A 26,486-nucleotide genomic window follows, 5' to 3' on the forward strand; every position below is an offset into this window, starting at 1 on the left:
GTGGTCACGCCAACCGCCCGCCGTGTCGGCCGCCCCGTGGGACGGCCGACTCGGGCTGGCTTGCCCCCGGCCGGGAATCCGGCGTACCGCCGGGGACCGGCGTACCCGCCCGGCTGGGAGTTCCGGCCTACCGGCTCGGCTGCGTGATCTGCGGGAAGCTGAACCCGTACCCCTGGCTCTTCAGCCACGGCAGCACCTCGCGGAGCGCCGCGACGGTCTCGCCGCGCGGCCCGCCCCCGTCGTGGAAGAGGATGGTCGGCCCGTTCGCCAGCTCGTTCTTGACGGCCGCGACGATCCCGGCGGCGCCGGGCAGCTCGAAGTCCTTGGTGTCGACGTTCCAGCCGAGCGGCCGCATGCCGTGATCGGCGGCGATCCGGCGGCTGTCGGGGGTGAAGGCGCCACCGGGCGCCCGGTAGTACTGCACCTTCGCGCCGCCCGCCGCGTCCTCGATCATCTTCTTCGCGTCCAGGATCTCCTTCTCCTGGTACGCGACCGGCTTGTGGTCCATGGTGACGTCGTGGCTCACCGTGTGGTCGCACAGCCGGTGCCCGGCCGCGACCACCTTCTTGACGAGGTCCGGGTGCGCCTGGGCCTGCGGGCCGATCATGCAGAAGGTGGCCTTGACGCCGTAGGTGCGGAGAACGTCCAGCACCTGCGGGGTCCACACCGGGTCGGGCCCGTCGTCGATGGTGACGTTCACGGCCTTGCCGCCGGACTCGGTGGCGTGGACGATGTCGCGCGGCACACGGCCCGCGGCGTCGTCCTCGGAGCCGCCGTGCGGCTTGCCGCGCTCCCCCGCCGGCCGTTCGTTCGCCTGCCCGTCCCGCTGGGCCCGGTCGTCGTCGCGCCCCCCGGTGAGGGCGAGGGTCCCCGCGATCACCGCTATCAGCGCCAGGACGGAGGAGAAGGCGATCGCGATGCGCCGCTGCGAGTCGGTCAGTCGTGCCATGCCCCTGTAGAGGGGCGGGATCATGGCGCGGTTCCGTTTTACGCCGGATTCGGGGGCTGTGGAACGGCTCACGGGCAGTACGCCGATCAGCCCGCTCCCGCGCGACGTGGCCCGGGTCACGCGGTTCCATGGCCGTGACGACTCTGCACGGAGGGACGTGGCATGGCCTCAGGACAACCGATGAAGCTCGGCTCCACCAACGACGCCGGGGCGGACAAGACCGAGCTGAAATCCTCGGCGCCCAAGGAGACGCTCGCCGTTACCGCGGCGGGGTTGATCGGGATCATGGCCGAGGCGACCGGGGTCAAAGGGGTCGGGGCCTTCGGTATCGCCTCGCAAGCGGACGGGAATGTGGGCCTGTGGGGTTACGCCGGTCACGGGGTGATCGGCGGCAGCGACGAGGGAACCGGCACGAACGGCTGGTCCCATGGCGTCTTCGGCGTACGGGGCCTGACCGACCGCGACGGCCCCGCCGTCAGCGCGGTGTGCGGGACGGCCTCCGGCACGGACAGCGTGGGCGTCGTCGGCGAGGCGAACAACGGCACCGCCGCCATCGGCGTCTGGGGCAAGGCGGCCCAGGGGTACGCCGGCTATTTCAGCGGCCCGGTCTACGTCAGCGGCTTCCTGTACAAGTCCGGCGGCGGCTTCCAGATCGACCACCCCCTCGACCCGGAGAACCGCTTCCTGCGCCATTCCTTCGTCGAGTCCGACCAGCAGCTGAACGTCTACAGCGGCACGGTCGTGACGGACGCGGACGGCTCGGCCGTCGTCACCCTCCCCGAGTACTTCGAGGAGCTGAACGAGGACTTCCGCTACCAGTTGACGGTCATCGGCGCCCTCACCCAGGCGGCGGTCTCCGAAGAGGTCCGCGACAACCGCTTCACCATCGCCACCGACCGCCCCGAAACGAAGGTCTCCTGGCAGGTCACCGGCGTCCGCCGGGACCACTTCGCACGGGCCAACCCCTTCACGGCGGAGGAGCCCAAGCCGGAGGCGGAGCGCGGTACATATCTCCACCCCGAAGCCTGGGGCAAGCCCACGGAGTCGGGGGCGGAGTACGCGCGCGAGCGGGCCCTGCGTGAGGCCCAGGAGAGGTTCCCCCTCCTCGACAAGGACCGGCTCGGCTTGGTGTAGCCGAAGGAGTCCTTCACGGGTACGCGTGCAGCAACATAGACGCGTGCCCCTGAAACGAACGGTGATCTACGCAGACCCCGCAGACCTCTCCACGATCAAGGAGGCCGCCGCACGGCGAGGTGTGCCTGAGGCCGAGATCATGCGCGAGGCCATCCAACTCGCCGCGCGCCGCGAACGTCGCCGCACCACCCGGTCAGCCCGTCCGCCCGGCAGGGCGGGTCACACGATGCGGTCGAACCGCCCGGCCTTGGCGCCCCTTATGAAGGCGCGCAACGTCGCGGGGGCGGTGGCCGCGACGACGTCGGGGTCGTCGCTCTCGCGGAAGCGGATCAGCCCGTTGGCGCTGGTGGCCAGCTCGACGCAGCTGCCGTTGCCACCGCCGCTGAACGAAGACTTGCGCCACGCGAGCCGGGACATCGCGCCCTCCTCAAGGCTTGTACGTGACGTGGTCGAACGCCCCGGCCTTGGCGCCCCTGAGGAAGGCCCGCAGCGACGCGGGGGCGGTGACCGCGACGACGTCGGGGTCGTCGCTCTCGCGGAAGCGGATCAGCCCGTCGGAGCCGGTCGCCACCTCGACGCAGTTGCCGTTGCCACCGCCGCTGAACGAAGACTTGCGCCACACGAGCTGGGACATTTCACTCCCTCTCACAGCTTGTACATCACGTGCTGGATGAGACTCAGCGAGTCGCGGGAGTCGTGAGACTCCGGTGGGGCCTCCGGATCAACAGGAGCCAGCGCCAATTCGGACAGCCGTTCAAACATTCTGGCGTACTCGTCGATGTGACCGCCATCCCGGAGGAACACGGAGTCCAGCGGCTGTTCCAGGATCACGGTGGCCAGTTCGGGCACGGCACCTGCAAAGATGCCGAAGGAACTGCTGTACGACGAGTACGCACCGGCTTCGAACGGAAATACCTGCACGGTGACATTGGGTAGCCGAGCCGCCTCAATCAACCGAAGCAGCTGCCTGCGCATGGTTCTGGGGCCGCCGATCTGGGCGTGCAACGCCGCCTCATGGACAATCACACGGAAGGTGACCGGAAGCTCCGCCGTAAGGACGCGTTGCCGTGCGAGCCGAAACGCCACGAAGCGGTCAACGCGCCGGGCATCGCCTTCCGACTCCGCGATCACAGCGCGGGCGTAGTCCGCCGTCTGCAACAGCCCGGGCACGAACAAGGGCTCATGCATCCGGATGTCGGTCGACCGGAACTCCAACTCCGCCAGGTCGCACCCCACAGGCGCGACCACATCCCGGAACTCGTCCCACCAGCCCTTGCCTCGATCGTGCGCCATGTCCATCAGCGCGTCGAAGAGCGGCCCGTCATCGCAACCGAACGCGCGTAGCAACTTGTACAAACCGTTGCGCGGGACGTCAACGCGCCCCGCCTCGATGTGGCTGACCCGGGTGCGGTCGGCATCGAGCAGCGCCCCAACGTCGTCGCCGGACATCCGTGCACGGGTTCGCAGCCTGCGCAGTTCGGCGCCCAATCGGCGCTGGCGTTCGCTTGGGTTGACCCTCGGCGGCATGCGACTCCTCCTCGTATACCCGCAGTGTGTCGCGCCGCCTAAACGCGGGTCCACCAACTGGGCTGCACATCACCCACACGAGGGAACCTCGCCGTTCACGGTTGCTACCGCTTCACGCGTGCTCATAGCGTCGGGGCGCCATCGGCAAGCCCCTACCCGGGAGGTCCGCCATGCTCGTCTCCCTCGTCTTCCCGCCCGAACCCGTCTGGGTCCGCGCCGCCAGGGAAACCGTGCGATCCCTGCTCCTCGCCGCCGACCGCGGCGACCTCACCGACACCGCCCTCTTACTCACCTCCGAGGCCGTCACCAACTCCGTCAACGCGTGCCTGAACAGCGGCTGTTCAACACCCGTAACCCTCTTCGCCGAGTGGGCGGCGCACGCCGAGGCCGACTACCTCCGCGTACTCGTGCACGACGAGGCCCCGGGACGCCCGGCCTGCCGGACAACCGTGACCCCCGACGACGAGTGCGGGCGCGGCATGGCGCTCATCTCCGGGGGTGCCGACGCGTGGGGCGTCTGCGAGCACGGGCCGGGGCACGTCAAGGCCACGTGGTTCGAACTCGGCGCACGCCAACTCGCCTAGCCGACCGGAGGGTCCGGCCGACCGCAGGGTCCAGCCGGTCAGCCCTCGGCGGCGGCCACCGTCTCCGCCACCTCCGCCCTCCGCGCCGCCTCCTCCGCCGCGAAGCGTTCCGCGTCCAGCCGCTCCGCCTGCTCCTCGTCCGCCGCCATCAGCAGGTCCAGGTTGCTGTCGCCCAACTCCAGTACGCCCATGTCCACGTACGCCCGCTGCAAGCGCTCCCCCCACAGCCCGATGTCCTTCACGCACGGCACGATGCGGCTGAACAGCAGCTTGCGGAACAGGTGCAGGAAATCCGACCGCTCCGTGTACTCCGCCGCCTCGGCCTTCGGGATGCCGAAGTTCTCCAGCACCTCGACCCCGCGCAGCCGGTCGCGCATCAGATAGCAGCCCTCTATGACGAACTCCTCGCGCTCGCGCCGCTCGCCATCGGACAGTTCGCGGTAGTAGTCGCGCAGCGCCATCCGGCCGAAGGCGACGTGGCGGGCCTCGTCCTGCATCACGTACGTGAGGATCTGCTTGGGCAAGGGCTTGTCGGTGGTGTCGCGGATCATGCCGAACGCGGCGAGCGCCAGGCCCTCGATGAGCACCTGCATGCCCAGGTAGGGCATGTCCCAGCGGGAGTCGCGGAGGGTGTCGCCGAGGAGGGCCTGGAGATCGGTGTTGACGGGGTAGAGCATCCCGAGCTTCTCGTGCAGGAACCGGCTGTAGATCTCGGCGTGCCGGGCCTCGTCCATGACCTGGGTGGCGGAGTAGAACTTGGCGTCGAGGTCGGGGACGGCCTCGACGATCCGGGAGGCGCAGACCATCGCGCCCTGCTCACCATGGAGGAACTGGCTGAACTGCCAGGCCGTGAAGTGCCTGCGCTGCTCGGCCTTGTCCTTCGCCGTCATCTTCGCCCAGTGCGGGGTGCCGTGGAGGACGAGCGACTCGTCAGGGGTGCCCAGCGGGTCGTCCGGGTCCACCTCCAGGTCCCAGTCGATCCGCTTGGCCGCATCCCACTGCTTGTCCTTGCCCTTCTGGTACAGGGCCAAAAGCCGTTCGCGGTGGTCGTCGTACTCCCAGGTGAACCGGGCCGCCCCGGCGGCGGGCACCTGCCAGATCGGCTCTTCGGGCTGCCGTGCGTAGAGTTCTGCCGTCCCCACCGACGCCTCCTTCGCTGGTCTGCCATCCCGGTTCCTGTCACACGGGCGGCACGGGCAGGCTCACACTCCCGACTTGAAGGGTCAACATTCCGCGCAAGGGATTGACGAGCTTGCTGACGCGGAGTCTCATAAGGGGGAGACCCCGGGTAACGGTGGCCCGGACTGCCCACACGCGAGGTGTTCTCAGCCATGACGTCCACGATCGAACCGGCGGCGCTCCGGGACGCGCTCGGTCTGCTCAAGGATCGCGAGCAGGTGGCCGAGCGGCTGCTGGAGTCCTCGGCCAAGCACTCCTTCGACCCCGACACGGAACTGGACTGGGACGCCCCGTACGAGGACGGCAAGTGGTTCTGGCCGCCGGAGCTGGTCTCGCTGTACGACACCCCGCTGTGGAGGCGCATGCCGGAGGAGCAGCGGCTGGACCTGGCGCGGCACGAGGCCGCCGCGCTGGCCTCGCTCGGCATCTGGTTCGAGATCATCCTGATGCAGCTGTTGGTACGGCACATCTACGACCGGCCGGTGACCAGCGCGCATGTGCGGTACGCACTGACGGAGATTGCCGACGAGTGCCGGCACTCCAAGATGTTCGCGCGGCTGATACAGAAGGGCGGCACGCCCACATACCCGGTCTCGCCGCTGCACCACAACCTCGCGCGCGTGCTGAAGACCGTCTCCACCACGCCCGGTTCGTTCGCGGCGACGCTGCTCGGCGAGGAGATCCTGGACTGGATGCAGCGGCTGACGTTCCCGGACGAGCGCGTCCAGCCGCTGGTGCGCGGCGTCACCCGGATCCATGTGGTGGAGGAGGCTCGCCATGTCCGGTACGCGCGCGAGGAGCTCCGCCGCCAGATGGCCACCTGCCCGCGCTGGGAGGCGGAGCTGACCCGGGTCAGCTCCGGCCAGGCCGCACGGGTCTTCGCGGTCGCGTTCGTCAATCCGCAGGTGTACGAGAACGTGGGCCTGGACCGGCGGGAGGCCGTGGCACAGGTCAGGGCGAGCGGGCACCGGCGCGAGGTCATGCAGTCCGGCGCGAAGCGACTGACGGATTTCCTGGACGACATCGGGGTGCTGCGGGGTGTCGGGCGCAGACTGTGGAAGCGCTCCGGGCTGCTCGCCTGACCCGCGCGCCAAGCGTTCCGGGCTGCTCGCGTGGTCCCGGGCCCTGGGGCGCGGGCCCTGTTGTGGGGGCGGTTACGCTGCCTGGCATGACGACAGGCAGCGTCCCGGCAGCCGCGCGGCGCGGCGCGTACCGCAGGCTCAGCGTCGAGGAGCGGCGCGCGCAGCTGATCTCCGTGGCGCTCACGCTCTTCGCCGAGCGCGCCCCCGAGGACGTGTCGTTGGACGACGTGGCCACCGCCGCCGGGGCCTCCCGGCCACTGGTCTACCGCTACTTCCCCGGCGGCAAGCAGCAGTTGTACGAGGCCGCGCTGCGCAGCGCGGTCGACGAGCTGGAGCTGTGCTTCGCCGAGCCGCAGACCGGTCCGCTCACCCGGCGGCTGACCCGCGCGCTGGACCGCTATCTGGCGTTCGTGGCCGAGCACAGCACCGGGTTCAGCGCGCTGCTGCAGGGCGGCAGTGTGGCCGAGACCTCCCGTACGAGCGCGATCGTGGACGGGGTGCGCCGGGCCGCCGCCGAGCAGATCCTGCGGCACCTGGACGTGGCCGATCCGGGCCCCCGGCTGCGGATGATGGTGCGCACCTGGATCGCGGCGGTCGAGGCCGCCTCGCTGATCTGGCTGGACGAGCAGAAGCAGCAACCGGCGGCCGAGCTGCGCGGCTGGATGGTCGACCACTTCGTCGCCCTGCTGGCGGCCACGTCGGCGACCGAGCCGCAGGCCGCCGAGGTGCTGCGCCGGGCGCTTCCCCTGGAACCGGCGGACGGGCCGGTCGGCGAGCTGGCGCGCCGGCTGGCGCCGCTGCTGCTGGACGCGCCGCGGCTGCTGGCCGGCCCGCGGCCGTCGCCGGCACCGCCCGCCGCCTCGGCCTCGGCCACCCGGGCGGGCGGCTCCGGCGACGGCACGCGAGACTGAGGGCGTGAGAAGCGAAGACGTACTGTTCACCGGCGGCCCGCTGGACGGCCGGGTGCTGCCGGTGCTGCTGGGGGTGACCGGGCACCCTCCGAAGACGTACGAGGTCCCGGTGCCCGACGACGACGGCGGCCCGCCGACGGTGTACGTCTACCACCGGGTGCCCGCCGCGACGTCGAAGCGGCTGGGGCTGGTGCGGGGCTGGCGGTACGAGTACGCGCCGGACGCGAAGCCGTGGGGCGGCCCCAAGTGGCCGTGGAGCAAGCCGAGCGCGCCGAACGGCCCGCGCACCTCGGACAGCCCGCGCAACCCGGACGGCCCGGGCGCCCCGGATGACCAGGGCGACCCAGACCGCCCGGGCAACCCGGACGCCCCGAAGAACACCGACACCCCGGACGGCCCCAAGAACACCGGCAGCCCGGACGGGTGACCCCGCGCCCCATACGCGCGCATATAAACCAATAGTCCGACTACACGTGTCACGATCCTCCCGAGGCCCTTGAGGCCCCCGCGATCCCGCCGGAGGTGGTGTGCGTGTCACGGCGCTTCGGCCGCACGGTCCGTACGGTCTGCACGCTGTCCCTGGCCGCTGCCGCCGTGGCCCTGCCCCCGACGGGAGCCGCGGCCGATCCCTCCGTGGCCGAGCTGCTGACCCGGCTGCAGACGCTCTACGTCAAGGCGGAGGAAGCCACCGAGGCGTACAACGACACCGAGGCGAAACTCGACAAGCAGCAGGCCCGGACCGAGCGGCTGAACCGCGAGCTCGCCAGGGTCCGGCGGGCGCTCGCCGGACATCGGGCCCGGGCCGCGCTGCTGGCCGGGCAGCAGTACCGGGGCGGCGCCGGCGGCCTGTCCGACTCCGTACACACGCTGCTCAGCGGTGATCTGCGGCGGGTCGCCGACGAGCGCCACGAGCTGCGCCGGGCCGCCGACCGGCAGGCTCTGATCATCGGGCGGCTGGAGCGCGGCGAGCGGCGGGCGGACGCCGTCGCCGCCCGGGCCGACGCCGCGCTGGACAAGCGGCGGGACCTGGCCGACGAGCGCCGCGAGCAGCACGAGAAGGTCACCGGACGGCTCGCCGACATCGAACGCGCCCTCGCCTCGCTGAGCACCGACCAGCTCGCCGCATTGCGCAAGCGCGAGAAGCGGGAGACGGCCGCCGCCCAGCGCACGCTGCTCTCCACCCGGGCCCTCGCCGCACCCGAGCGCAGGCCGTCCAAGAAGGGCGCGCGGGCCCTGCGCTACGCCATGCGGCAGATCGGCAAGCCGTACGCGTGGGGCGCCGAGGGGCCGGACGCCTTCGACTGCTCGGGGCTGACCCAGCAGGCGTGGCTGCGAGCCGGGCACATCATCCCGCGCACCAGCCAGGAGCAGTGGCGGACCGTGCCGCGCGTGCCGCTGAGCGAGCTGCGCCCCGGCGACGTGGTGGTCTACTACCCGAAGGCGACGCATGTGGCGCTGTACGCGGGCGACGGAGTGATGGTGGAGGCGCCGCGACCGGGCAACCGGGTGCGGATGGCCCCGCTGGCCACGTACCCGATCCGGGGTGTGGTGCGGCCGGACGCCGCACCGCCCCTCCCCGACACCGGGAAGCCCGCCGCCGACCCGGGGATGCCCGTACCCGTCCCCGAGAAGCCCTCTCTTGAGAAGCCCGCGCCCGAGAAGCCGGTCTCCGAGAAGCCCGCTCAGGACAAGCCCGCACCCGAGAACCCCGCCCCGGACAAGCCCGCACCGGAGAAACCGGCCCCGGACAAGCCCGAACCCGCGAAGGTCCCCGACCCCGCGAAGCCCCTTCCCGCCCCGGGGGAGCCGCCCGCGGCCCCGGCCCCGGCCCTCAAGGTCAGGACAGGCCGGAGGTGACCTCCGCCAGGTACGCCGCCGTCTTCTCCGGGTCGTAGAAGAAGTCCTCGAAGTCCGAAGGGTCGTCGAAGCCGTTCGCGAAGCGCTCGGCCACCGGCGGCAGTTCGCCGGCCGCGCCGAGCAGGCCCACCACGTGCTCCGGCGGCGGGGCCAGCATCGCGTTCGTCCACTTGGTGACGTGCTGGGCGGTGGCCCAGTAGCGGTCGAACGTGGTCTGCATCCAGTCGGCGTCGAAGGGCCTGTCGCCGTGCTCGACGATGCTGGCGAGGTAGGAAGCCGCGCACTTGGCCGCGGAGTTGGAGCCCTGCCCGGTGATCGGGTCGTTAGCGACGACGACGTCCGCGACACCCAGCGCCAGGCCGCCGCCGGGCAGCCTGCCGATCGGGTTCCGTACGGTCGGGGCGTAGCGGCCGGCCAGGGTGCCGCCCGCGTCGGTCAGCTCCACCTTGGCGGCCCGGTCGTACTCCCAGGGCGTGAAGGTCTTCATCAGCTCCAGCGTCGTGGCCAGGTGCTGGGCCGGGTCCTTGATGCCCTGGAAGACGTCGAGCGGGCCGCCGGGCACGCCCTCCCAGAACAGGATGTCGGCGCGGCCGGACGTGGTGAGGGTGGGCATGATGAAGAGTTCGCCGACGCCCGGCACCAGGTTGCAGCGCACCGCGTCGAACTCGGGGTGCTCCGGGCGCGGGCCCAGCCCGTGGACGTAACTGACGGCCAGCGCGCGCTGCGGGCTGTCGTACGGGGAGCGGGCGGCGTCCCGGCCGAACATCGACACCAGTTCGCCCTTGCCCGCGGCCACCAGCACCAGGTCGTACCGGTCGGCGAAGAAGTCCAGGTCGGAGACGGTCGCGCCGTGGATGACGAGCTGGCCGCCGCGCTGGGTGAAGGTGTCCACCCAACCGGCCATCTTCAGCCGCTGGTCGACGGACTGGGCGTAGCCGCCCGCGAGCCGGCCGACCCAGTCGATGACGCGGGCGCTCTCCGGCCCGGTCACCGAGACGCCCAGGCCCTCGATCCGCGGCGCCTGGCTCTCCCAGAAGTTGATCCGCAGATCGCGCTCGTGCCGGAGCGCGGTGGCGAACATGCACTGGGTCGACATCACCCGCCCGGTGCGGATCTCGTCGGCGGTGCGGTTGGACATCAGGGTGATCTCGTATCCCTGGGCCTGTAGGCCCAGGGCGAGTTGGAGGCCGGCTTGCCCGGCTCCGACGATGAGGATCTTCCGCATGACGACTGCCTTCCAGCTCAAGACATCAAGAGGAACGAGAAGTTCCGTATCAGGGGTGAGCCAGACGTTACGTCACTCGGGGGTGAGGTCAAGGGCGTGGGCCACCAGAGCGAGCAGCGCCTCGATCACCGTGTCCCGCTTGCGCGCGTCCATGATCACCACGGGGACGTCCGCGGGCACCGAGAGCGCCTCGCGCACGTCCTCCGCCTCGTAACGCGGCGTCCCCTCGAAGTGGTTGACCGCCACCACATACGGCAGTCCGCAGCTCTCGAAGTAGTCGAGCGCGGGGAAGCAGTCCTCCAGCCGCCGGGTGTCGGCCATCACCGCGGCGCCGATCGCCCCGCGCACCAGGTCGTCCCACATGAACCAGAACCGCTGCTGGCCGGGGGTGCCGAACAGATGGAGCACCAGGTCGGAATCGAGGGTGATCCGGCCAAAGTCCATCGCGACGGTCGTGGTCAGCTTCTCCGGGATCGCGGCGGTGTCGTCGACGTCCTCGCCGGCCTGCGTCATCAGCGCCTCGGTCCGCAGCGGAGTGATCTCCGAGACCGAGCCGACGGAGGTCGTCTTGCCGACGCCGAAGCCGCCCGCGATCACGATCTTGGTCGCGATCGGCGCGCGCGAACGGTCCGTCTGCCAGCCCTGGAGCCCCTCTTCGGCGTCCGGCTCCGCCACCGCCGTCGCCGCCACCGCGGTGGCGGTGTCCTTGGTTGCCGCCACGGTGGTGGTGTCCTTCGCCGCCGCCGCGCCGTTCGCCTCAGAGTCCGCGAAGTCCAACGAGCACCCTTTCGAGCAGTGCGCGGTCCGGCTGCCCCGGGCCCCGCCCGGTGCCGTAGACGCGTATCTTCCCCTGGTCGGCCAAGTCGCTGAGCAGGACCCGCACCACGCCCAGTGGGATCTTGAGCAGCGCGGAGATCTCGGCGACCGACCGCATGCGACGGCACAGCTGGACGATCGCCCGGATCTCGGGCAGTACCCGCGGGACACGCGTCCGGTCGGCCGCCGCCGGTCCCCGGAGGTCGTCCGGGCCGTCCAGCGCGGCCACGAAGGTCTCCACCAGCAGCACATGGCCGAACCGGGTGCGGCCGCCGGTCAGCGAGTACGGGCGCACCCGGCCCGGCTTGCGGCCGAGCGCGCCGCGTATCGGCAGTACGGGGCTCGCGGTCACTGCCCCGACTCCAGCGATCTGCGCAGCTCGCTCCGGAGTTCGGGGGTGAGCACATGCCCGGCCCGGCCGACGAAGAGCGCCATGTGATAGGCGATCACGCTCATGTCGCAGTCCGGGGTGGCGTGCACGCCCAGCAGCGAGCCGTCGCTGATCGACATGACGAAGAGGCTGCCCTCGTCCATCGCGACCATGGTCTGCTTCACCCCGCCGCCGTCCATCAGCTGGGAGGCGCCGAGGGTCAGACTGCCCAGGCCCGAGACGATGGTGGCCAGGTCGGCGCTGGAACCTTTCGGCCCGTCCTGGGCCGTCGGGTCGCCCACCGCCGAAGCCCTGGCCTGCGGATCGGAGGAGAGCAGCAGCAGGCCGTCGGACGAGACCACGGCCACCGAACGGACGCCCGGCACCTCCTCCACCAGATTGGCGAGCAGCCAATGCAGATTGCGGGCTTCGGTACTCAGTCCATAGGTACTACTGGGCGCGTTCACTCGCGTGCCTCCTCAACAGTGCCACCCTCGTCCTGCACCCCCGTCGGTCCTTGCGGGCCGCTCTGTTCCACGATCTCCGCCGCGGCGTCGCGCCGGCCGTCCCGCGCACCCTGCTGGAACCCGCCCAACCTGCGGCGCAGTTCGTCGGCGTTGACACCGCGGGCCCTCCGCCGCGCGGCGGGTGCCGGTGGTCCCCCCACGCCCCCGGGGCCCAGGGGGAGGGACACCGTCTTCGGGGTGCGCTTGGGCAGCCCCTTGCCGGTGAGCGGCCGTTCGGAGACCGGCCCGCCGGGGGGCGACGGTTCACCGCCCGGGCGGCCGAGGGACGGTGCGCCGACGGGCACACCGCCGCGAGTGGGGGTCCCCCCACTCGCGGGGGTAGGGGGAGAGTCCGCCAGGTGGTCGACCTGGCGGACGGCGTCGCCGTCGCGCCCCGGCGTGCGCCGGGACGGCAGCGGCGGCGGTACCTCGTCCTCCCCCACGCCCCCAGGGCACAGGGGGGCGACAAGCTCGTACTCGTCGGCGCCGGCCGCGTGCGGACCGGAGTCCGGCCCGTGCGGCCCGTCCGGCGCGCCGGTCCCGGCGGATGCGGGGGCCGATCGCCAGGCGACGCCCCTGGCGGGGGTCCCGTCGGAGACGGACGGCTCGGCCATGAATCCGGCGACCGGTCCGGCCGTGGGGCCGACGGGCGCGCCGGACCGGGCGGCGCCGTCCACTCCCTGCTCCGGTCCCGGCTCCGGCGCGGTACCCGTGGCCCACGCGTGCCCGGGAGCCGGCGGACCGGCGATCGGCACACCGCCGCTCGGGGTATCCGTGGGGTGGTCGCCGTGATGTACCGCGTCGGCGTACGCCCCGTCGGCCGTACCGGTACCCGCCGAGACCTCGTCGGCATACGGCCCGTCAAGCGCGTCGCCGAGGGGGCCCGCCCCAAGCTCCGCCTGGGCGTCGCCGTCGTCGGAGCTCCGCTTCCGACGGGACGGGAGCAGCGGCAACGTGGCCGGGCCGGTGCCCGACAGGGCGTCGTCGTCGGCGTACGACACATCCGGCGCGCCGGAGTGCTCCTCGCCGGAGACGTCCCGATCGGCGGGGGCGGAGGTGGGCGCTTCCCGGTCCGGGGTCCGGCCCCGGTCCCGGTCCGGGTGCTGCGACGGCTTGAGGTCGCCGCGGATGGCCGCGAGCTGGATGGTCCGCTCCGCGGCGGCTACCAGCGGGTCCACGCCCGGTGCGACGTCCACCTCGATGTCCGCGACGAAGTCCAGGTCGCCCGCGCCGAAGTCCGGCCCCTCCGGGGCGGCCTCACCCGTGTACAGCGGGTCGCGGTCCAGTGGGAGGCCGTCGTCGGGGAGCGCGTGGCCGCCGATCCGGGCCGCCTCCGCGGCGTCGTGCCCGGGGACGCCCGGTACTGAGCCGGCCGCGGCCGCGCGGTCCTGGCCGGGCAGCGTGTGGGAGTTGGCCTCGGCCGTCTGGCCGGGGAATGCGTGGCTCGCGACGAAAGTCCCCGCGCCGGAGGTTCCGGTGTCGGAGGTTCCGGGGCCGGGGGCCACCGGGTCGGGCCCCGGGCCCGCCTCGGCGGGCACGGCGGGCAGGATCTTCGCCGGCAGGATCACCACGGCTGCGACGCCGCCCTGCGGCTGCTCGCGCAGCTGGACGCGGACACCGTGCCGGGCGGCCAGCCTCGTCACCACGTAGAGGCCGAGGCCCAGCGGGTCCTCCGCGTTCGGGCCCTGGCAGTGTTCGGGCACCGGCTCGGCCAGCCGGTTGTTCAGCTCCTCCAGGCGGGCGGGGGTCATCCCGATGCCCTCGTCCTGGACGGAGAGCATCAGTTCGCCGTTCTCCACCAGCCAGGCGGAGACCTCGACCGGGGCCTCGGGCGGGGAGAAGGAGGTGGCGTTCTCCATCAGCTCGGCGATCAGGTGGCTGACGCTGTCGGCCGCGTACCCGGCGACGTAGGAGTGCGGCGGCAGGGACTGGATCCGCACCCGGTCGTACCGCTCGACCTCGCTGATGGAGGCGCGGAGCACGTCCAGCAGCGGCACCGGCCCCTGGTGCGTGGCCTTGTTCTCCGAACCCGCGATCACCAGGAGGTTCTCGCTGTAGCGGCGCATGCCGGTGGCGAGGTGGTCGAGCTGGAAGAGGGTCTCCAGCCGGTCCGGGTCCGTCTCGCGCTCCTCCAGGCCCTCGATGACGGCGAGCTGCCGCTCGATCAGCCCCAGGTTGCGCAGCGCGAGGCTGACGAAGCCGCCGTTGACGCGGGCCCGCATCCCCTCCAGCCGGGCGGCGGCCTCGTCCCGCTCGCGGATCGCGCCGTCCCGCTCACGGCACAGCTCGTCCCGCTCGCGGCGCAGGTCGTCCCCGTCGCGGCGCAGGTCGGCGCGCTCCTCGGCCAGTCGGCGGCGCTCCTCGACCAGCCGGGTGCGGTCGGCGTCGAGCTTGGCGGCGCGCTCGTGCTCGCAGCGGGCGGAGCGCTGGAGCTCGTTGACGCCGCGGACGGTGGCGGCGAACTCGTCGTTCCGCCCCCGGTACGTGATCGGCTCCTGCGCCACCGGGTCCTGGGAGATCCGCTGCGTACCCAGCCGCAGTACGGCCAGCGGGCGGGTCATCGACCGGGCGCCGGAGATCCCGGCGCCGAGGGCGAGCAGCAGGCACAGGCCCACCAGCCCGAAGCGGATCTCCAGGGCGGTGACGTCCTCGTCGCGCAGCTCCTCCAGCCGGGCCACCTCCGCGGTGGCCAGCGCCGACTCCACGCCGCGCATCCGGTCGATCCGGGCGGTCAGGGCCGCCGCGACGCGGCCCTTGTCCAGCAGCAGGTCGCCGGCGGAGAGCTGCGAGCTGTCCGTGAGCCGGCCCAGATAGCGCTCGGCGGAGGTCACCTCGGTGCCGTTGACGGTGCTGATGTAGCGCTCGCGCACGGCGGCGGGGGCGAGCTGGCTGAAGTCGGCGACCGCGGACTGCTCGCGGACGTTCGTCCGCTGAGCGGTGGAGACCAGGGCCGACCGGCCGCCGTCGGCGGTGAGCGCGCCGAGCAGCAGACCGCGGGTGGCGGACGCCTGCTCGGTGACGCGGCCGAGGGTGGCGAGCGCCCCGGTGCTGCCGGTGTCGGCGCGCTCGGGCAGCCGGCGGGCCAGGGTGTCGGCGAGCCCCTGGAGCGCCTGGATGGTCGCGGTGTAGTCCTGGAAGACGTCCAGGGCGGAGCCGTGGCCGGTGAGGGCCCGCTGCCGCAGCTTGGGGAGCGAGTCCAGCAGCCGGCCCACCGAGCCGGGCGCGTCGGGGCGCAGCTCGTTGATCTGGCGGTCGACGCGGGCCCGCTGGTCCTCGGAGACCCCGGCACCGGAGGCGGTGGTGCGCCCCGCGGCCACGAACTCCGTCATGGCGTCGCGTTCGTCGGCGAGGGAGTGGGCGAGCACGACGGCCTCGCGGTTGGTCCCGGCGAGGTCGACGAGCCGCTGCGAGTCATGGGTGTCGTCGATGGCCGCGGCGATACCGGGGGCGCCGGCCCCGGCGATCGCGATGGCGACCACCGCGACGGAGATGACCAGCCGGTTACGGACCCGGGCGATCCGGCGCCGCGGTGCGGCGTCCTGCTCGCGGTGCCCGTCCTGTGTGCTGTGCTCGCTGTTGCTGCCCCGAAGCCGCTTCTTCCGCACCGGTGCTCACAATCTATTCTCGCCCGACCCACTGGGGAACCAGGAGGTGACGGCGGTTCAACAATTGTCTGACCTCACTCCTGGCACGGAATCCGACCATTCCAGTACCTCTGTGAAGCGGACGCGCAACACTTGCCCGGCCACCTGAACGAGTGAACATCATTGCGAAGTTGACCATCAACTTCCGCTTGTCGTCCACAGCGGCCAGAAAGTCCCCCGCAGTTGGAAAACACTTCCCGGTCCTGGCAGTATTCGCACCCACAACTGCACGGAAGTGCCAATTCCGACCTCAATCCGACATCTGACGCTCTGGGGTGGACCCCTCGGCGCCCGCCACCCCCGAACCGGCCACCGCGCGCCGCGGTCCGGCAGACTGGCCGAATGCGCATCGAACTCGCGACCGCCCCCGGGGATCCCCAACGACCCAACGAGGACTACGCGTCAGTAGCGCTACCAGCATCGGGGCAGGGCGGGGCCCTGGTACTCCTGGACGGGGTGACCCCACCCGAGGGTGACGACGGCTGCGTCCACGGGGTGCCGTGGTTCACCGCCCGGCTCGGCGGGGCCGTTCTCGAACTGTCCGGTTCGCGCCGCGATATGTCGCTGACGGCCTGCCTCGCGGCCGCGATTGAAAGAACGGCCGACGCACATTGTCAAGCCTGTGACCTTTCTCACGTACGCACTCCGCAGGCCACCGTCGTCGCGGCCCGCTGGGACGACGACCGCGTCGAATACCTGGTCCTGTCCGACTCCGTCCTGCTCATCGAGGGTGCCGACGGAACCGTGACGCCCGTACTGGACGACCGGATCGAGCGGCTGCGCGCGGCGGGCCACCAGCTGGCCCCGCTGCGCAACGCGCCGGGCGGCTTCTTCACCGCCGCCGCCGACCCCGCCGTCGCGGACAGGGCGGTCACCGGTTCCGCCCCGCGCGCGGAGGTCCGCGCCCTGGCGGCGCTCACCGACGGGGCCACGCGGTGGGTGGAGGTGTTCCGCGAGGGCGATTGGACCGAGGCGCTCGCGGTACTGCGCAAGGACGGGCCGCAGGGGCTGATCGACCGGGTGCGGGCGGCGGAGGACGCGGACCCGGAGCTGGCGGGGGAGCTGGGGGCACCTCCCAGCGGCCGCGCTGGGGGAGGAAAGGTGCATGACGACGCGGCGGCGATTCTCGCGGAACTCTGAGAAAGGCGCGCCGGGGATCCCGGGCCCTGTCGCATTTGTATGGCGTAATGACCGGGTGATCAAAAGAAACCGGGTGAACCAACGAATCCGGGAGCGGCGCGCATTACTCCTCGACGTCCTGCGAACCATTCAGCCGGTGGAGCAGCCGGGCCAGTTCGGCGACCTCGCTGCGCTCCCACGCCGCGAGCCGACACGCGTACTGCGCACGACGCGCGCTCCGCACCCGGCGGAACCGCTCCCTGCCCTCGTCGGTCAGCTGCACCAGGAAGGCACGTCCGTCGGCGGGATCCTGGGCCCGTGTCACCAGCCCCAGCGTTTCGAGGGCGCGCAGCTGGCGGCTCATCGTCGCCTTGCCGACGCCGAAGTAGCCCGCCAGGTCCGTCGCCCGCTGCCGCCCCGCGTCCGCCAGCCGGACCAGCAGGCCGTACGCGGCGGGCTCCAGGTCCGGGTGCACCTCGCGCGCCATATCCCCCGAGGTGGCGCGGGCCCGGCGGAGAAACACGGCCAATTCGCGTTCGAGAGCCAGGAACGCCTGGTCCACACCCATCGCGCCCTCGGCCTGGGAAGCCCCGTTCGCGGGCGGCTCGGCCCCGGTATTGTGCACGTCAGCGCCTCTCCGGATTTTCATCTGGATGAAACTTTCCTTCAGCCGCGCCCGTCGCCGCAGCTCCGACAGTATTTCGCAGGATTAGACCAACGGCAGCACCCGGGCCCCCTATCGCGGCGTGGTCTACGCCCGTAGCGTCATAGATATGACATGGCCACACCAACGCCATGCCGACTCCGCCCCCCACCCGAGCGGTTCCCCCCACCCAAACCGCCCCGAGGCTTTCGGAGGCATCCCATGCTCGTTCACAGACCTGGCTCGCTCCGGCGCACGCTGATCGCGATCGCCGGCGCGCTCGCCGCGCTCCTCGCCATGACCGCCGCACTGTCCGGTACGGCATCGGCCGCCGACCGGCACCCCTCCCCCCGCCCCGGCGCGGACCACTGGGCGGGCTCCCAGATCCTCAAGCACGAGGGCGGCGCCGCCGCTCCCGGCGGCCAGGGCGACCCTCCGCCGTCCCTCGCGTCCGTCGAAGGCGTCGACGTCAGCAGCCACCAGGGGAACGTCGCCTGGTCGAGCCTGTGGAGCAGCGGCGTCCGCTTCGCCTACGTCAAGTCGACGGAAGGCACGACGTACAAGAACCCGTACTTCACGCAGCAGTACACCGGTTCGTACGGCGTCGGCATGATCCGCGGGGCGTACCACTTCGCGCTGCCCGACGTCTCCAGCGGCGCCACCCAGGCCAACTACTTCGTCAGCAGCGGCGGCGGCTGGTCGCGGGACGGCAAGACGCTGCCCGGCGCGCTCGACATCGAGTACAACCCCTACGGCTCGTCCTGCTACGGCAAGAGCCAGAGCGCCATGGTCAGCTGGATCAAGGACTTCACCAGCACCTACAAGGCCCGCACCGGCCGCGACCCCGTGATCTACACCTCCACCAACTGGTGGAAGGCGTGCACGGGCAACAGCTCCGCCTTCGGCAGCGTCAATCCGCTGTGGCTCCCGCGTTACGGCTCGTCCGTCGGCGAGCTCCCGGCGGGCTGGTCCTTCCACACGATCTGGCAGTACACCTCCACCGGCCCGATCGTCGGTGACCACAACCGCTTCAACGGCGCCTACGACCGGCTCCAGGCGCTCGCCAACGGCTGATCGACAACAACTGATCGGCAACGACCGATCGACAACCGTCGAGCTTCCCGCCCTCCAGCGTACGGACAGGTCTGTCCACCTGTCGCTACGCTGGGGGGCATGGCCACGACCACCGCGCGATCCGCCCGCCCCTCTGCCCGCGAGCGCATCCTGTCCACCGCCACCGAGCTGTTCGCCGCCCACGGCGTGCGCGGCGTCGGCGTCGACCGGATCATCGCCGAGTCCGGCGTGGCCAAGGCGACGCTGTACGCCCACTTCCGCTCCAAGGACGACCTGGTCGTCGCGTATCTCCAGGGCGCGGACGAGCACTGGCGCGGCGCGCTGCGGGACGCGGCGACGGCCGCCGGGGACGCCCCGCGGGATCAGCTCGTCGGGGTCTTCGACGCGCTGCACGAGACGACCGTCCGCGACGGCTTCCGCGGCTGCGCGTTCACCAACACCGCCGGCGAGACTGCGCCGGGCACCGCCCCGCACGCCGCGACGGTCGAGCACAAGCAGGCGGTCCGCGCGTGGCTGACCGGTCTCGCCACGGCGGCCGGGGCGGCCGACCCGGAACTGCTCGCGTGCCAGCTCTCCGTTCTCATCGACGGCTGCATGGCGGCCGCCGCGCTGGAGCCGGTCCCCGCCATCGCCAGGGCCGCGCGCGAGGCCGCGCGCGGCCTGGTGGAACAGGCGTGCCCGGCCCGCGCCTGACGCCGGTGGCGGGGTCAGGACGGCGGGCCGGGCAGGAGGACGGGCGGCGGGACGCGCGGTGGATCGGGCGGCGGGCCGGGCGGTCGACCGGGCGTGCTCAGGCGACGGCGAGGTCCGGGTCCGCCTGCGCCTCGGGATCCCCCTGCGCCTCGGATCCCAGCAGCTCGCGGTAGCGGTCCTGGTGCGCGGCGAGGCCCGCGTCATCGAGCTCGTGGGTGCCGTAGACGACCAGGGGCTCCTCATAGCGCATGCCGCTGAAGTGGGCGGTGGCGTCGAAGGGCCGCAGCAGCTCGGCCACGGCGTAGCGCTTGAACCCGTCGGGCCGGTACGCGGCCTCCGGGGCGCCCGCCGAGGTCGCCACCCGCAGGGACTTCCCGTGCAGCGCGGTGCCCTTCGAGCCGTACGCGAAGCCGTACGCGAAGACCTCGTCGAGCCACTGCTTGAGCAGCGGCGTGCCCGAGTACCAGTAGAAGGGGAACTGGAGCACGATGCGGTCGTGCTCCACGAGCAGCCGCTGCTCGTGGGCGACGTCGATGCGGCCGTCGGGGTAGGCGGCGTACAGATCGTGAAGCGTCACGCCCTCGACGCCCTCGGCGGTCTTGGCCAGGGCGGCGTTGATTCGCGATGCGGCGAGGTCGGGGTGGGCGAGTACGACCAGGGTGGACACGGTGTCTCCTCGTGAGCTTCATGCAGACAGGTCTGTCTGGTGCGGTGTCAGGAACGTACCAGACAGACCTGTCTGCCTGTCAATGGAGCGGGTGCCGGCCTCGGCCCGCCGCTGAAGGGCGTCCGGCCCGCCTCCGTCAGGCCGCCGCGACCGGGACCCGGCCGACCGCTTCGGTGGCGGCGGGCTGGAGCGCCAGTTCCAGGACCGTGCGCACGTCCGAGACCGGGTGCACCTCCAGCTTCTCCAGCACCTCGGCCGGGACGTCGTCCAGGTCCGGCTCGTTGCGCTTGGGGATGATCACCGTCGTGATCCCGGCCCGGTGCGCGGCCAGCAGCTTCTGCTTGACGCCGCCGATCGGCAGCACCCGGCCGGTCAGCGAGACCTCACCGGTCATGGCCACCTCCGGCCGCACCTGACGGCCCGACAGCAGAGAGGCGAGAGCGGTGGTCATGGTGATGCCCGCGCTCGGACCGTCCTTGGGCACCGCCCCGGCCGGCACGTGCAGGTGGACGCCGCGCTCCTTCAGGTCGCCGACCGGCAGCTCCAGTTCGGCGCCGTGGGAGCGGAGGAAGGACAGTGCGATCTGCGCCGACTCCTTCATCACATCGCCCAGCTGGCCGGTGAGGGCCAGCCCAGCGCCGCCCGTCTCGGGATCGGCCAGCGACGCCTCGACGAACAGGACGTCGCCGCCCGCGCCGGTGACCGCGAGCCCGGTGGCCACGCCGGGGACGGCGGTGCGCCGCTCGGCCGGGTCCTGGGCGGACTCGGGCGTGTGGTGCGGGCGCCCGATCAGCGGCCGCAGCTCGGGTACGCCGATGCCGAAGGGCAGCTCGCGCTCGCCCAGTTCGTGCTGGGCGGCCACCTTGCGCAGCAGCCGCGCGATGGCGCGCTCCAGGGTCCGCACCCCCGCCTCCCGGGTGTACTCGCCGGCGAGCTTGCGCAGCGCGTCGTCGGTGAGGGACACCTCGCCGGGCTCCAGGCCGGCCCGCTCCAGCTGGCGCGGGAGCAGGTGGTCGCGGGCGATGGCGACCTTCTCGTCCTCGGTGTAGCCGTCGAGGCGCACCAGTTCCATACGGTCCAGCAGCGCCGCGGGGATGGCCTCCAGCACGTTGGCGGTGGCGAGGAAGACCACGTCGGACAGGTCCAGCTCCACCTCCAGGTAGTGGTCCCGGAAGGTGTGGTTCTGCGCCGGGTCCAGCACTTCCAGCAGCGCGGCGGCCGGGTCGCCCCGGAAGTCGGAGCCGACCTTGTCGATCTCGTCGAGCAGGATGACCGGGTTCATGGAACCGGCCTCCTTGATGGCCCGCACGATCCGGCCGGGCAGCGCGCCGACGTACGTACGGCGGTGGCCGCGGATCTCGGCCTCGTCACGGACGCCGCCGAGGGCGACTCGGACGAACTTGCGGCCCATGGCGTGGGCGACGCTCTGTCCCAAGCTGGTCTTTCCGACACCAGGGGGCCCAACGAGCGCCAGCACGGCACCGCCGCGCCGCCCGCTGACGACACCCAGGCCCCGATCGGTGCGGCGCTTGCGAACCGCCAGGTACTCGGTGATCCGCTCCTTCACGTCCTCCAGACCGGCGTGCTCGGCATCCAGCACACCCTTCGCACCCTGGACGTCGTACGCGTCCTCGGTGCGCTCGTTCCACGGCAGCTCCAGGACCGTGTCCAGCCAGGTGCGGATCCAGCTGCCCTCAGGGCTCTGGTCGGAGGACCGCTCCAGCTTGTCGACCTCCTTGAGGGCGGCCTCCCGCACCTTCTCGGGCAGGTCGGCGGCCTCGACGCGCGCCCGGTAGTCGTCGGACTCGCCTTCCGGGTCGCCGTTGAGCTCTGCCAGCTCCTTGCGCACGGCCTCCAGCTGACGGCGCAGCAGGAACTCGCGCTGCTGCTTGTCGACGCCCTCCTGGACGTCCTTGGCGATGGACTCGGCGACGTCCTGTTCGGCGAGGTGGTCGCTGAGCCGGGTGACGGCGAGCTTGAGCCGGGCGACCGGGTCGGCGGTCTCCAGCAGCTCGACGCGCTGGGCGAGGGTCAGGAACGGCGAGTAGCCGGAGTTGTCGGCGAGCTGGGCGACGTCGTCGATCTGCTGCACGCGGTCCACGACCTGCCAGGCGCCGCGCTTGCGCAGCCAGCTGGTGGCCAGGGCCTTGTACTGGTTCATCAGCTCGGCGACGGAACCGGGGAGGGGATCCGGCGCGACCTCCTCGACCGCGGTGCCCTCCACCCACAGCGCGCCGCCGGGTCCCGTGGTGCCCGCGCCGATCCGCACCCGGCGCACACCGCGGATCAGCGCGCCCGGGTCGCCGTCGGAGAGCCGGCCGACCTGCTCGACGGTGCCGAGCGTGCCGACCGCCGCGTACGTGCCCTCGATCCGCGGCACCAGCAGTACGCGCGGCTTTCCGCCGCGGTCGCCGCTCCCGTCGGCCGGAGGGGCGCCCGCCGACCCGGCGGCGGCCTGGGCGGCCTCCACCGCGGCCCGCACCTCCGGATCGGACAGGTCCAGCGGCACCACCATGCCGGGCAGCACCACCTCGTCGTCGAGCGGCAGCACGGGCAGGGTGAGCGGTGTGGACGTCGAAGCCATGATCTCCCCTTCGGCAGGCAAGTTGAGCTATATGGGCTCAATGCAGCCGCGGCCTCCGATGTTCCCCGAGGGGTGTTCGCTCTGAGCGATCAGGGGGCGATGGAGCGCGAGAACGACCGCCGGTAGTCGGTCGGGGAGACGCCGACGTGCCGGGTGAAGTGGCGGCGCAGATTGGCGGCGGTACCCAGACCGCTGAGTTCGCCGACCTTCTCGACGGGCAGCGACGTGGTCTCCAGCAGCGTCTGGGCGCGGGCGAGCCGCTGATGGAGCAGCCAGCGCAGCGGGGTGGTGCCGGTGGCCGCCTGGAGCCGCCGGTACAGGGTGCGGCGGCTCAGCGCGGCCCGCCGGGCCAGGTCGTCGATGGTCAGCGGCTCGTGGAGGTGTTCCCTGACCCACTGGAGTACGGGGCCGAGGCCGCCGTCGTCGGTCTCGGGGACGGACAGGTCGACGAACTGCGCCTGCCCGCCGGGGCGGTGCGCGGGCACCACCAGCCGCCGGGCCAGCTGGTTGGCCACATGCGCGCCCAGGTCGCTGCGGACCAGATGCAGGCACAGGTCCAGCCCGGCGGTCATCCCGGCGCTGGTGAGCACGTCGCCGTCGTCGACGTACAGGACGGAGTCGTCCACCCGGACCCGCGGGTAGCGGCGGGCCAGGTCGCCGGTGTGCATCCAGTGGGCGGTGGCCCGGCGGCCGTCGAGGATGCCCGCGGCGGCGAGCGCGAACGCGCCGTTGCACAGGGAGACCATGCGCGCCCCGGCGTCGGCGGCCTCGCGCAGCGCCGTGATCAGCTCCGGCGGCAGGTCCGCGGCACCCTCGACGAACGCCTCGGGGACGGAGGTGACGATCACGGTGTCGGCGCGGGCCAGTTCCGCCAGCCCGTGGTCGACGCGGACGCCGAAGCCGGGGCCGCCCCGGTCGGCGCCGGGCCGGGTGCCGCACAGCCGCAGCTCGTACCAGGGGTCGGCGAGATCGGGCTGCGGCCGGCCGAACACGGCGCACGCGATGCCCAGCTCGTACAGATCCCACAGGGGTATGTCGGTGTCGTCGACGACGGCTACGGCCACGGACCCGGGATTCATGATCGCGAGCCTAGAAGGTGTCCGGATCCGGGGTGGCACGAATGGTGCGGAGAACGGCACCGGTGCCGCTGTCCCACGCCGAACTTGTTTGCGAGCGTGGTGCGCACTTGATCAACACGAACGTGATCAACACGAACGTGACCAGCACGAACGCGATCGACACAAACGTGATCGACACGACGCACGCGCACGAGGAGACAGCAGATGAGCGACGACACCCGCCCGCCCGTGACCGTCATCGGCCTCGGTTCGATGGGCCGGGCCCTGGCGGCGGCGTTCCTGGCGGCCGGCCACCCGACCACCGTCTGGAACCGCTCGCCGCACAAGGCCGAGGACCTGGTCGCGCGGGGCGCCCGGCCGGCCGCCACGCCCGCCGAGGCGGTCGCGGCGAGCGAGCTGGTGGTGGCCTGCGTCCTGGACTACCCCGCCCTGTACGAGGTCCTCGCCCCCTGCGCCGGGGATCTCTCCGGCCGGGTGCTGGTGAACCTCACCTCCGGCTCCCCCGAGCAGGCCGGTGAGATGGCCGCCTGGGCGGCGGAGCGGGGCGCCGAGTACCTCGACGGGGCGATCATGATCACCCCGCCCGGGATCGGGAACCCCGAGTCGATGATCTTCTACAGCGGCTCGCGGTCCGCGTTCACCCGTCACCGCCGGACGCTCGCGGCCCTGGGCGACCCCCTCGACATCGGCGCGGAGCCGGGGCTCGCGTCCCTGTACGACACGGCCCTGCTCGGCATGATGTGGTCCACCCTGAGCGCCTGGCTGCACGGCGCCGCCCTGGTCGGCGCGGAAAAGGTCGACGCCACGGCCTTCACACCGGTCGCGGTGCGGTGGCTCACCGCCGTGGCGGGCTTCATGACCACCTACGCGCCCCAGGTCGACGAGGGCCGCTACCCGGGCGACGACGCCACCCTCGACGTCCAGGCCGCGGCCATCGAGCACCTGGTGCACGCCGCCGAGGCCCGGGGCGTCGACACCGCGCTGCCGGAGCTCCTCCGCGACCAGATCCGGCGGGCGGTTGACGCGGGACACGGGGCGGACAGCTACGCCGCGGTGATCCGGGTGCTCGCCGGGGAGGGACGGCGGTGACCGCCATGACGACCGCGCCGGCCGTACCGGTCGCGCCGACCATGCCGGCCGCACCGGCCTCCTGGCCCGATCTGCTGGTCGCGGCCGCCGCCGAGTGCACCGCCGTCCTGGAGAGGGGCACCGCCGACCGCGGCGACGAGGTCTGGTCGCGTGCCGCCGGAGACCTCGACTGGAGCTGCCGCGCCACCCTTGACCACATCGCCCTGGGGGTCGTCGGCTACGCCGGGCTGCTCATCGCCCGGCCCACCGACCGCTACATCTCCCTCTTCGCCTCACTCGACGCGCAGGCGCCGGTACCCGTCCGCCTGGAGGGCATCCGGATCGCGGCGACCCTGCTGGCCGGCACGGTGCGCGAGGCGGCGCCGGACGTCCGGGCCTGGCACCCCTGGGGCCACTCCGACGGGGCGGGGTTCGCCGCCATGGGCGTGGTCGAGATGACCATGCACAGCCACGACATCGCGCGGACCCTCGGGCTGGACTGGACTCCGCCGGACCACCTGTGCGCGCCCGCCGTCGAGCGGCTCTTCCCGGACGCGCCCGCCGGTCACGGGGCGGCGGCGACGCTGCTGTGGGCCACGGGCCGGGCGGCGCTGCCGGGCCTGGGCCGCCGCGGCGGATGGCAGTGGCACGGCGAGGTCCGCGAGGGCGGTACCGGCTGACCCGCGCCGCCGGCCCGCGCTCGCGCACCGGTGGCCGCGACGGTCTCAGCCCGCGCCGCGCGGGACCGTGCGGCGCGTGACCGTACCGTCCTTCGACGAGCGGCTCCGGGCCGCCTGCCGCACCCAGGGCCAGCAGGCGAGCCCCGTCAGGAGCGCGAGGACGTGACCCCAGTCGGTGAGCGGGTCGTCCATCCGCACCAGGGCGTACGCGAGCATGGCACCGGTGACGGCGAGCAGCGGGAGCCGGGCGCGGAAGCGCAGCAGGCCGGCGAGCGCGGCGACGCTGGCGAGCAGGCCGTAACTGATGCCGTAGTCCATCCGGCGCAGCGAGCTGCCGGGGAGGTGGCCGACAGCGACGGAGACGGCGACCGACGCCTCCGTGACCATGGTCGCCATGACGTGGCCGAGCAGGAAGACCCCGGCCGTGCGCAGCCAGCCGAGGCGGCGCTCCAAAGAGCCGATGACCAGCAGGAACAGCAGGAGGTACGGCGACAGCAGCCCGCCCGCGACCCAGACGCAGCTGGCGGCCAGGACGAGCAGCGGCCGCTCGGCGAGGTGGGAGACGTCCGTGCTGGACTCGGCCAGCAGGGTGTCCACGGTGCCGGGGTCGCCGAGGTCGGCGAAGACGCTGGTGGCGATCAGCACGAGCGCGTAGCCCAGGGTGAAGGGCACCCGGGCCCACGCGGGCACGCGCAGAACCCGCGCGCGCCGGGAGCGCACGCCCGGCGTGCGGGCCGCGGCCCCGAGCTGCGGCGTACTGACGCCGGGAGCGACGAGGCCGGGCGCGGCCACGGCGGAGGGCGCGGCTGCGGCCGGGTGCGCCACGGCCGAGGACGCGGCCACGGCCGGGGGCGCCGCCACGACCAAGGACGCGGCTGCGATGGGAGGTGCCACCACGACCGGGGGTGCCGCAACGACCGCCGCGCAGGCATCCGCGGTGCGGACGCGTCCGCCGCGGCCGCTCGTGGGCTCGGCCCACCACGGGGGCCGCGCCGAGGCGGGCGCCGAGGCCGTCGCGGGAGCGTCCTGGTCCGACCTGCCCGCCGTACGCGTTCCGATCATCGCGCGGCACCTCCCTCACACTGAACAGGAACA

At 72.5% G+C, this 26,486-nt stretch carries 26 protein-coding genes; 11 read left to right on the forward strand and 15 right to left on the reverse strand.

Annotated features, from left to right (window positions below; translation table 11 throughout):
* Nucleotides 1–127 precede the first annotated feature (127 nt).
* Nucleotides 128–949 (reverse strand): polysaccharide deacetylase family protein, encoded by an 822-nt coding sequence (locus tag ACQUSR_RS10150; protein ID WP_431042237.1) that lies wholly within the window; start codon nt 947–949, stop codon nt 128–130.
* Between the two features lie 162 nt (nt 950–1,111).
* Here ACQUSR_RS10150 and ACQUSR_RS10155 point away from each other — a divergent pair, with 162 nt between their 5' ends.
* Nucleotides 1,112–2,083, forward strand: coding sequence for a hypothetical protein (locus ACQUSR_RS10155; RefSeq protein ID WP_431042238.1), 972 nt, complete (start codon nt 1,112–1,114; stop codon nt 2,081–2,083).
* 219 nt (nt 2,084–2,302) lie between these two features.
* Here ACQUSR_RS10155 and ACQUSR_RS10160 read toward each other — a convergent pair whose 3' ends face one another.
* The 3 genes from ACQUSR_RS10160 to ACQUSR_RS10170 are packed head-to-tail and all read right to left on the reverse strand — an operon-like array spanning nt 2,303 to nt 3,610.
* Nucleotides 2,303–2,500: a DUF397 domain-containing protein gene (locus tag ACQUSR_RS10160; protein ID WP_431042239.1), complete on the reverse strand. Its 198-nt coding sequence runs from the start codon at nt 2,498–2,500 to the stop codon at nt 2,303–2,305.
* Nucleotides 2,501–2,510: 10 nt separating this feature from the next.
* Nucleotides 2,511–2,717: a DUF397 domain-containing protein gene (locus ACQUSR_RS10165; RefSeq protein WP_431042240.1), complete on the reverse strand. Its 207-nt coding sequence runs from the start codon at nt 2,715–2,717 to the stop codon at nt 2,511–2,513.
* A gap of 11 nt (nt 2,718–2,728) precedes the next feature.
* The gene (locus ACQUSR_RS10170) at nt 2,729–3,610 is read right to left on the reverse strand and encodes a helix-turn-helix domain-containing protein (RefSeq protein ID WP_431042241.1); all 882 of its coding nucleotides are present in this window, start codon (nt 3,608–3,610) and stop codon (nt 2,729–2,731) included.
* A gap of 170 nt (nt 3,611–3,780) precedes the next feature.
* Between ACQUSR_RS10170 and ACQUSR_RS10175 the strand changes: the two genes are divergently transcribed.
* Nucleotides 3,781–4,194, forward strand: coding sequence for an ATP-binding protein (locus ACQUSR_RS10175; RefSeq protein WP_431042242.1), 414 nt, complete (start codon nt 3,781–3,783; stop codon nt 4,192–4,194).
* Nucleotides 4,195–4,232: 38 nt separating this feature from the next.
* On the opposite strand, the gene ACQUSR_RS10180 is transcribed toward ACQUSR_RS10175, so the two are convergent.
* Nucleotides 4,233–5,336, reverse strand: coding sequence for a ferritin-like domain-containing protein (locus tag ACQUSR_RS10180; protein WP_431042243.1), 1,104 nt, complete (start codon nt 5,334–5,336; stop codon nt 4,233–4,235).
* A gap of 189 nt (nt 5,337–5,525) precedes the next feature.
* On the opposite strand from ACQUSR_RS10180, the gene ACQUSR_RS10185 reads away from it, so the two are divergent.
* The 4 genes from ACQUSR_RS10185 to ACQUSR_RS10200 all read left to right on the forward strand — a co-directional run bounded on the left by ACQUSR_RS10185 (nt 5,526) and on the right by ACQUSR_RS10200 (nt 9,223).
* The gene (locus ACQUSR_RS10185) at nt 5,526–6,455 is read left to right on the forward strand and encodes an AurF N-oxygenase family protein (RefSeq protein ID WP_431042244.1); all 930 of its coding nucleotides are present in this window, start codon (nt 5,526–5,528) and stop codon (nt 6,453–6,455) included.
* Between the two features lie 86 nt (nt 6,456–6,541).
* Nucleotides 6,542–7,366: a TetR/AcrR family transcriptional regulator gene (locus ACQUSR_RS10190; protein WP_431042245.1), complete on the forward strand. Its 825-nt coding sequence runs from the start codon at nt 6,542–6,544 to the stop codon at nt 7,364–7,366.
* A 4-nt stretch (nt 7,367–7,370) separates the two neighbouring features.
* On the forward strand, nt 7,371–7,793 hold the full coding sequence (locus tag ACQUSR_RS10195) for a hypothetical protein (protein ID WP_431042246.1): 423 nt from the start codon (nt 7,371–7,373) through the stop codon (nt 7,791–7,793).
* 104 nt (nt 7,794–7,897) lie between these two features.
* The gene (locus tag ACQUSR_RS10200) at nt 7,898–9,223 is read left to right on the forward strand and encodes an NlpC/P60 family protein (RefSeq protein ID WP_431042247.1); all 1,326 of its coding nucleotides are present in this window, start codon (nt 7,898–7,900) and stop codon (nt 9,221–9,223) included.
* Here ACQUSR_RS10200 and ACQUSR_RS10205 read toward each other — a convergent pair.
* The 5 genes from ACQUSR_RS10205 to ACQUSR_RS10225 form a co-directional block, all read right to left on the reverse strand.
* On the reverse strand, nt 9,204–10,448 hold the full coding sequence (locus ACQUSR_RS10205) for a styrene monooxygenase/indole monooxygenase family protein (protein WP_431047483.1): 1,245 nt from the start codon (nt 10,446–10,448) through the stop codon (nt 9,204–9,206). The two genes, ACQUSR_RS10200 and ACQUSR_RS10205, sit on opposite strands and share 20 nt — an antisense overlap.
* Before the next feature lie 72 nt (nt 10,449–10,520).
* The gene (locus ACQUSR_RS10210; protein WP_431047485.1) at nt 10,521–11,138 is read right to left on the reverse strand and encodes a GTP-binding protein; all 618 of its coding nucleotides are present in this window, start codon (nt 11,136–11,138) and stop codon (nt 10,521–10,523) included.
* A gap of 67 nt (nt 11,139–11,205) precedes the next feature.
* Complete coding sequence (locus tag ACQUSR_RS10215; protein ID WP_431042248.1) at nt 11,206–11,616, reverse strand: DUF742 domain-containing protein; 411 nt, start codon at nt 11,614–11,616, stop codon at nt 11,206–11,208.
* Nucleotides 11,613–12,101 carry a roadblock/LC7 domain-containing protein gene (locus tag ACQUSR_RS10220; protein ID WP_304463914.1) on the reverse strand — a complete coding sequence of 163 codons (489 nt, stop codon included), beginning with the start codon at nt 12,099–12,101 and terminating at the stop codon, nt 11,613–11,615. Before ACQUSR_RS10220 ends, ACQUSR_RS10215 begins: the two co-directional genes overlap by 4 nt.
* Nucleotides 12,098–15,745 carry a nitrate- and nitrite sensing domain-containing protein gene (locus ACQUSR_RS10225; protein WP_431042249.1) on the reverse strand — a complete coding sequence of 1,216 codons (3,648 nt, stop codon included), beginning with the start codon at nt 15,743–15,745 and terminating at the stop codon, nt 12,098–12,100. The genes ACQUSR_RS10220 and ACQUSR_RS10225 overlap by 4 nt, the downstream gene beginning before the upstream one ends.
* A 381-nt stretch (nt 15,746–16,126) precedes the next feature.
* Here ACQUSR_RS10225 and ACQUSR_RS10230 point away from each other — a divergent pair, with 381 nt between their 5' ends.
* Nucleotides 16,127–16,924 carry a hypothetical protein gene (locus ACQUSR_RS10230; protein WP_431042250.1) on the forward strand — a complete coding sequence of 266 codons (798 nt, stop codon included), beginning with the start codon at nt 16,127–16,129 and terminating at the stop codon, nt 16,922–16,924.
* 103 nt (nt 16,925–17,027) lie between these two features.
* Here the strand turns inward: ACQUSR_RS10230 and ACQUSR_RS10235 are convergent, their stop codons facing one another.
* Nucleotides 17,028–17,528 (reverse strand): MarR family winged helix-turn-helix transcriptional regulator, encoded by a 501-nt coding sequence (locus tag ACQUSR_RS10235; protein ID WP_431042251.1) that lies wholly within the window; start codon nt 17,526–17,528, stop codon nt 17,028–17,030.
* A 240-nt stretch (nt 17,529–17,768) separates the two neighbouring features.
* On the opposite strand from ACQUSR_RS10235, the gene ACQUSR_RS10240 reads away from it, so the two are divergent.
* Entirely contained in the window at nt 17,769–18,620 is an 852-nt protein-coding gene (locus tag ACQUSR_RS10240) for a lysozyme (RefSeq protein ID WP_431042252.1), read from the forward strand.
* Between the two features lie 99 nt (nt 18,621–18,719).
* Nucleotides 18,720–19,313 (forward strand): TetR/AcrR family transcriptional regulator, encoded by a 594-nt coding sequence (locus tag ACQUSR_RS10245; RefSeq protein ID WP_431042253.1) that lies wholly within the window; start codon nt 18,720–18,722, stop codon nt 19,311–19,313.
* Between the two features lie 97 nt (nt 19,314–19,410).
* On the opposite strand, the gene ACQUSR_RS10250 is transcribed toward ACQUSR_RS10245, so the two are convergent.
* The 3 genes from ACQUSR_RS10250 to ACQUSR_RS10260 all read right to left on the reverse strand — a co-directional run bounded on the left by ACQUSR_RS10250 (nt 19,411) and on the right by ACQUSR_RS10260 (nt 23,643).
* On the reverse strand, nt 19,411–19,980 hold the full coding sequence (locus ACQUSR_RS10250) for an NAD(P)H-dependent oxidoreductase (protein ID WP_431042254.1): 570 nt from the start codon (nt 19,978–19,980) through the stop codon (nt 19,411–19,413).
* Between the two features lie 136 nt (nt 19,981–20,116).
* Nucleotides 20,117–22,564 carry an endopeptidase La gene (lon, locus tag ACQUSR_RS10255; RefSeq protein ID WP_431042255.1) on the reverse strand — a complete coding sequence of 816 codons (2,448 nt, stop codon included), beginning with the start codon at nt 22,562–22,564 and terminating at the stop codon, nt 20,117–20,119.
* A gap of 89 nt (nt 22,565–22,653) precedes the next feature.
* Nucleotides 22,654–23,643, reverse strand: a complete 990-nt coding sequence (locus ACQUSR_RS10260; RefSeq protein ID WP_431042256.1) for a helix-turn-helix domain-containing protein — start codon at nt 23,641–23,643, stop codon at nt 22,654–22,656.
* 204 nt (nt 23,644–23,847) lie between these two features.
* On the opposite strand from ACQUSR_RS10260, the gene ACQUSR_RS10265 reads away from it, so the two are divergent.
* Together ACQUSR_RS10265 and ACQUSR_RS10270 are read left to right on the forward strand one after the other, a co-directional pair.
* Nucleotides 23,848–24,732, forward strand: coding sequence for an NAD(P)-dependent oxidoreductase (locus ACQUSR_RS10265; RefSeq protein ID WP_431042257.1), 885 nt, complete (start codon nt 23,848–23,850; stop codon nt 24,730–24,732).
* 5 nt (nt 24,733–24,737) lie between these two features.
* Nucleotides 24,738–25,391, forward strand: a complete 654-nt coding sequence (locus tag ACQUSR_RS10270; RefSeq protein ID WP_431047487.1) for a maleylpyruvate isomerase N-terminal domain-containing protein — start codon at nt 24,738–24,740, stop codon at nt 25,389–25,391.
* A gap of 45 nt (nt 25,392–25,436) precedes the next feature.
* On the opposite strand, the gene ACQUSR_RS10275 is transcribed toward ACQUSR_RS10270, so the two are convergent.
* Nucleotides 25,437–26,453 (reverse strand): rhomboid-like protein, encoded by a 1,017-nt coding sequence (locus ACQUSR_RS10275; protein ID WP_431042258.1) that lies wholly within the window; start codon nt 26,451–26,453, stop codon nt 25,437–25,439.
* Nucleotides 26,454–26,486: the final 33 nt, after the last annotated feature.

The organism is Streptomyces sp. P1-3, assembly GCF_050613155.1.
In the GTDB taxonomy this organism is placed as follows: domain Bacteria; phylum Actinomycetota; class Actinomycetes; order Streptomycetales; family Streptomycetaceae; genus Streptomyces.

Bases quoted from the DNA above. Each gene is read 5' to 3' on its own strand.
- ACQUSR_RS10160 (WP_431042239.1), bottom strand. From the start codon at position 2,500: ATGTCCCGGCTCGCGTGGCGCAAGTCTTCGTTCAGCGGCGGTGGCAAC.
- ACQUSR_RS10230 (WP_431042250.1), top strand. From the start codon at position 16,127: ATGCGCATCGAACTCGCGACCGCCCCCGGGGATCCCCAACGACCCAAC.
- lon (WP_431042255.1), bottom strand. From the start codon at position 22,564: ATGGCTTCGACGTCCACACCGCTCACCCTGCCCGTGCTGCCGCTCGAC.
- ACQUSR_RS10175 (WP_431042242.1), top strand. From the start codon at position 3,781: ATGCTCGTCTCCCTCGTCTTCCCGCCCGAACCCGTCTGGGTCCGCGCC.
- ACQUSR_RS10165 (WP_431042240.1), bottom strand. From the start codon at position 2,717: ATGTCCCAGCTCGTGTGGCGCAAGTCTTCGTTCAGCGGCGGTGGCAAC.
- ACQUSR_RS10170 (WP_431042241.1), bottom strand. From the start codon at position 3,610: ATGCCGCCGAGGGTCAACCCAAGCGAACGCCAGCGCCGATTGGGCGCC.
- ACQUSR_RS10185 (WP_431042244.1), top strand. From the start codon at position 5,526: ATGACGTCCACGATCGAACCGGCGGCGCTCCGGGACGCGCTCGGTCTG.
- ACQUSR_RS10155 (WP_431042238.1), top strand. From the start codon at position 1,112: ATGGCCTCAGGACAACCGATGAAGCTCGGCTCCACCAACGACGCCGGG.
- ACQUSR_RS10245 (WP_431042253.1), top strand. From the start codon at position 18,720: ATGGCCACGACCACCGCGCGATCCGCCCGCCCCTCTGCCCGCGAGCGC.
- ACQUSR_RS10205 (WP_431047483.1), bottom strand. From the start codon at position 10,448: ATGCGGAAGATCCTCATCGTCGGAGCCGGGCAAGCCGGCCTCCAACTC.
- ACQUSR_RS10260 (WP_431042256.1), bottom strand. From the start codon at position 23,643: ATGAATCCCGGGTCCGTGGCCGTAGCCGTCGTCGACGACACCGACATA.
- ACQUSR_RS10275 (WP_431042258.1), bottom strand. From the start codon at position 26,453: ATGATCGGAACGCGTACGGCGGGCAGGTCGGACCAGGACGCTCCCGCG.
- ACQUSR_RS10270 (WP_431047487.1), top strand. From the start codon at position 24,738: ATGACGACCGCGCCGGCCGTACCGGTCGCGCCGACCATGCCGGCCGCA.
- ACQUSR_RS10190 (WP_431042245.1), top strand. From the start codon at position 6,542: ATGACGACAGGCAGCGTCCCGGCAGCCGCGCGGCGCGGCGCGTACCGC.
- ACQUSR_RS10265 (WP_431042257.1), top strand. From the start codon at position 23,848: ATGAGCGACGACACCCGCCCGCCCGTGACCGTCATCGGCCTCGGTTCG.
- ACQUSR_RS10240 (WP_431042252.1), top strand. From the start codon at position 17,769: ATGCTCGTTCACAGACCTGGCTCGCTCCGGCGCACGCTGATCGCGATC.
- ACQUSR_RS10150 (WP_431042237.1), bottom strand. From the start codon at position 949: ATGGCACGACTGACCGACTCGCAGCGGCGCATCGCGATCGCCTTCTCC.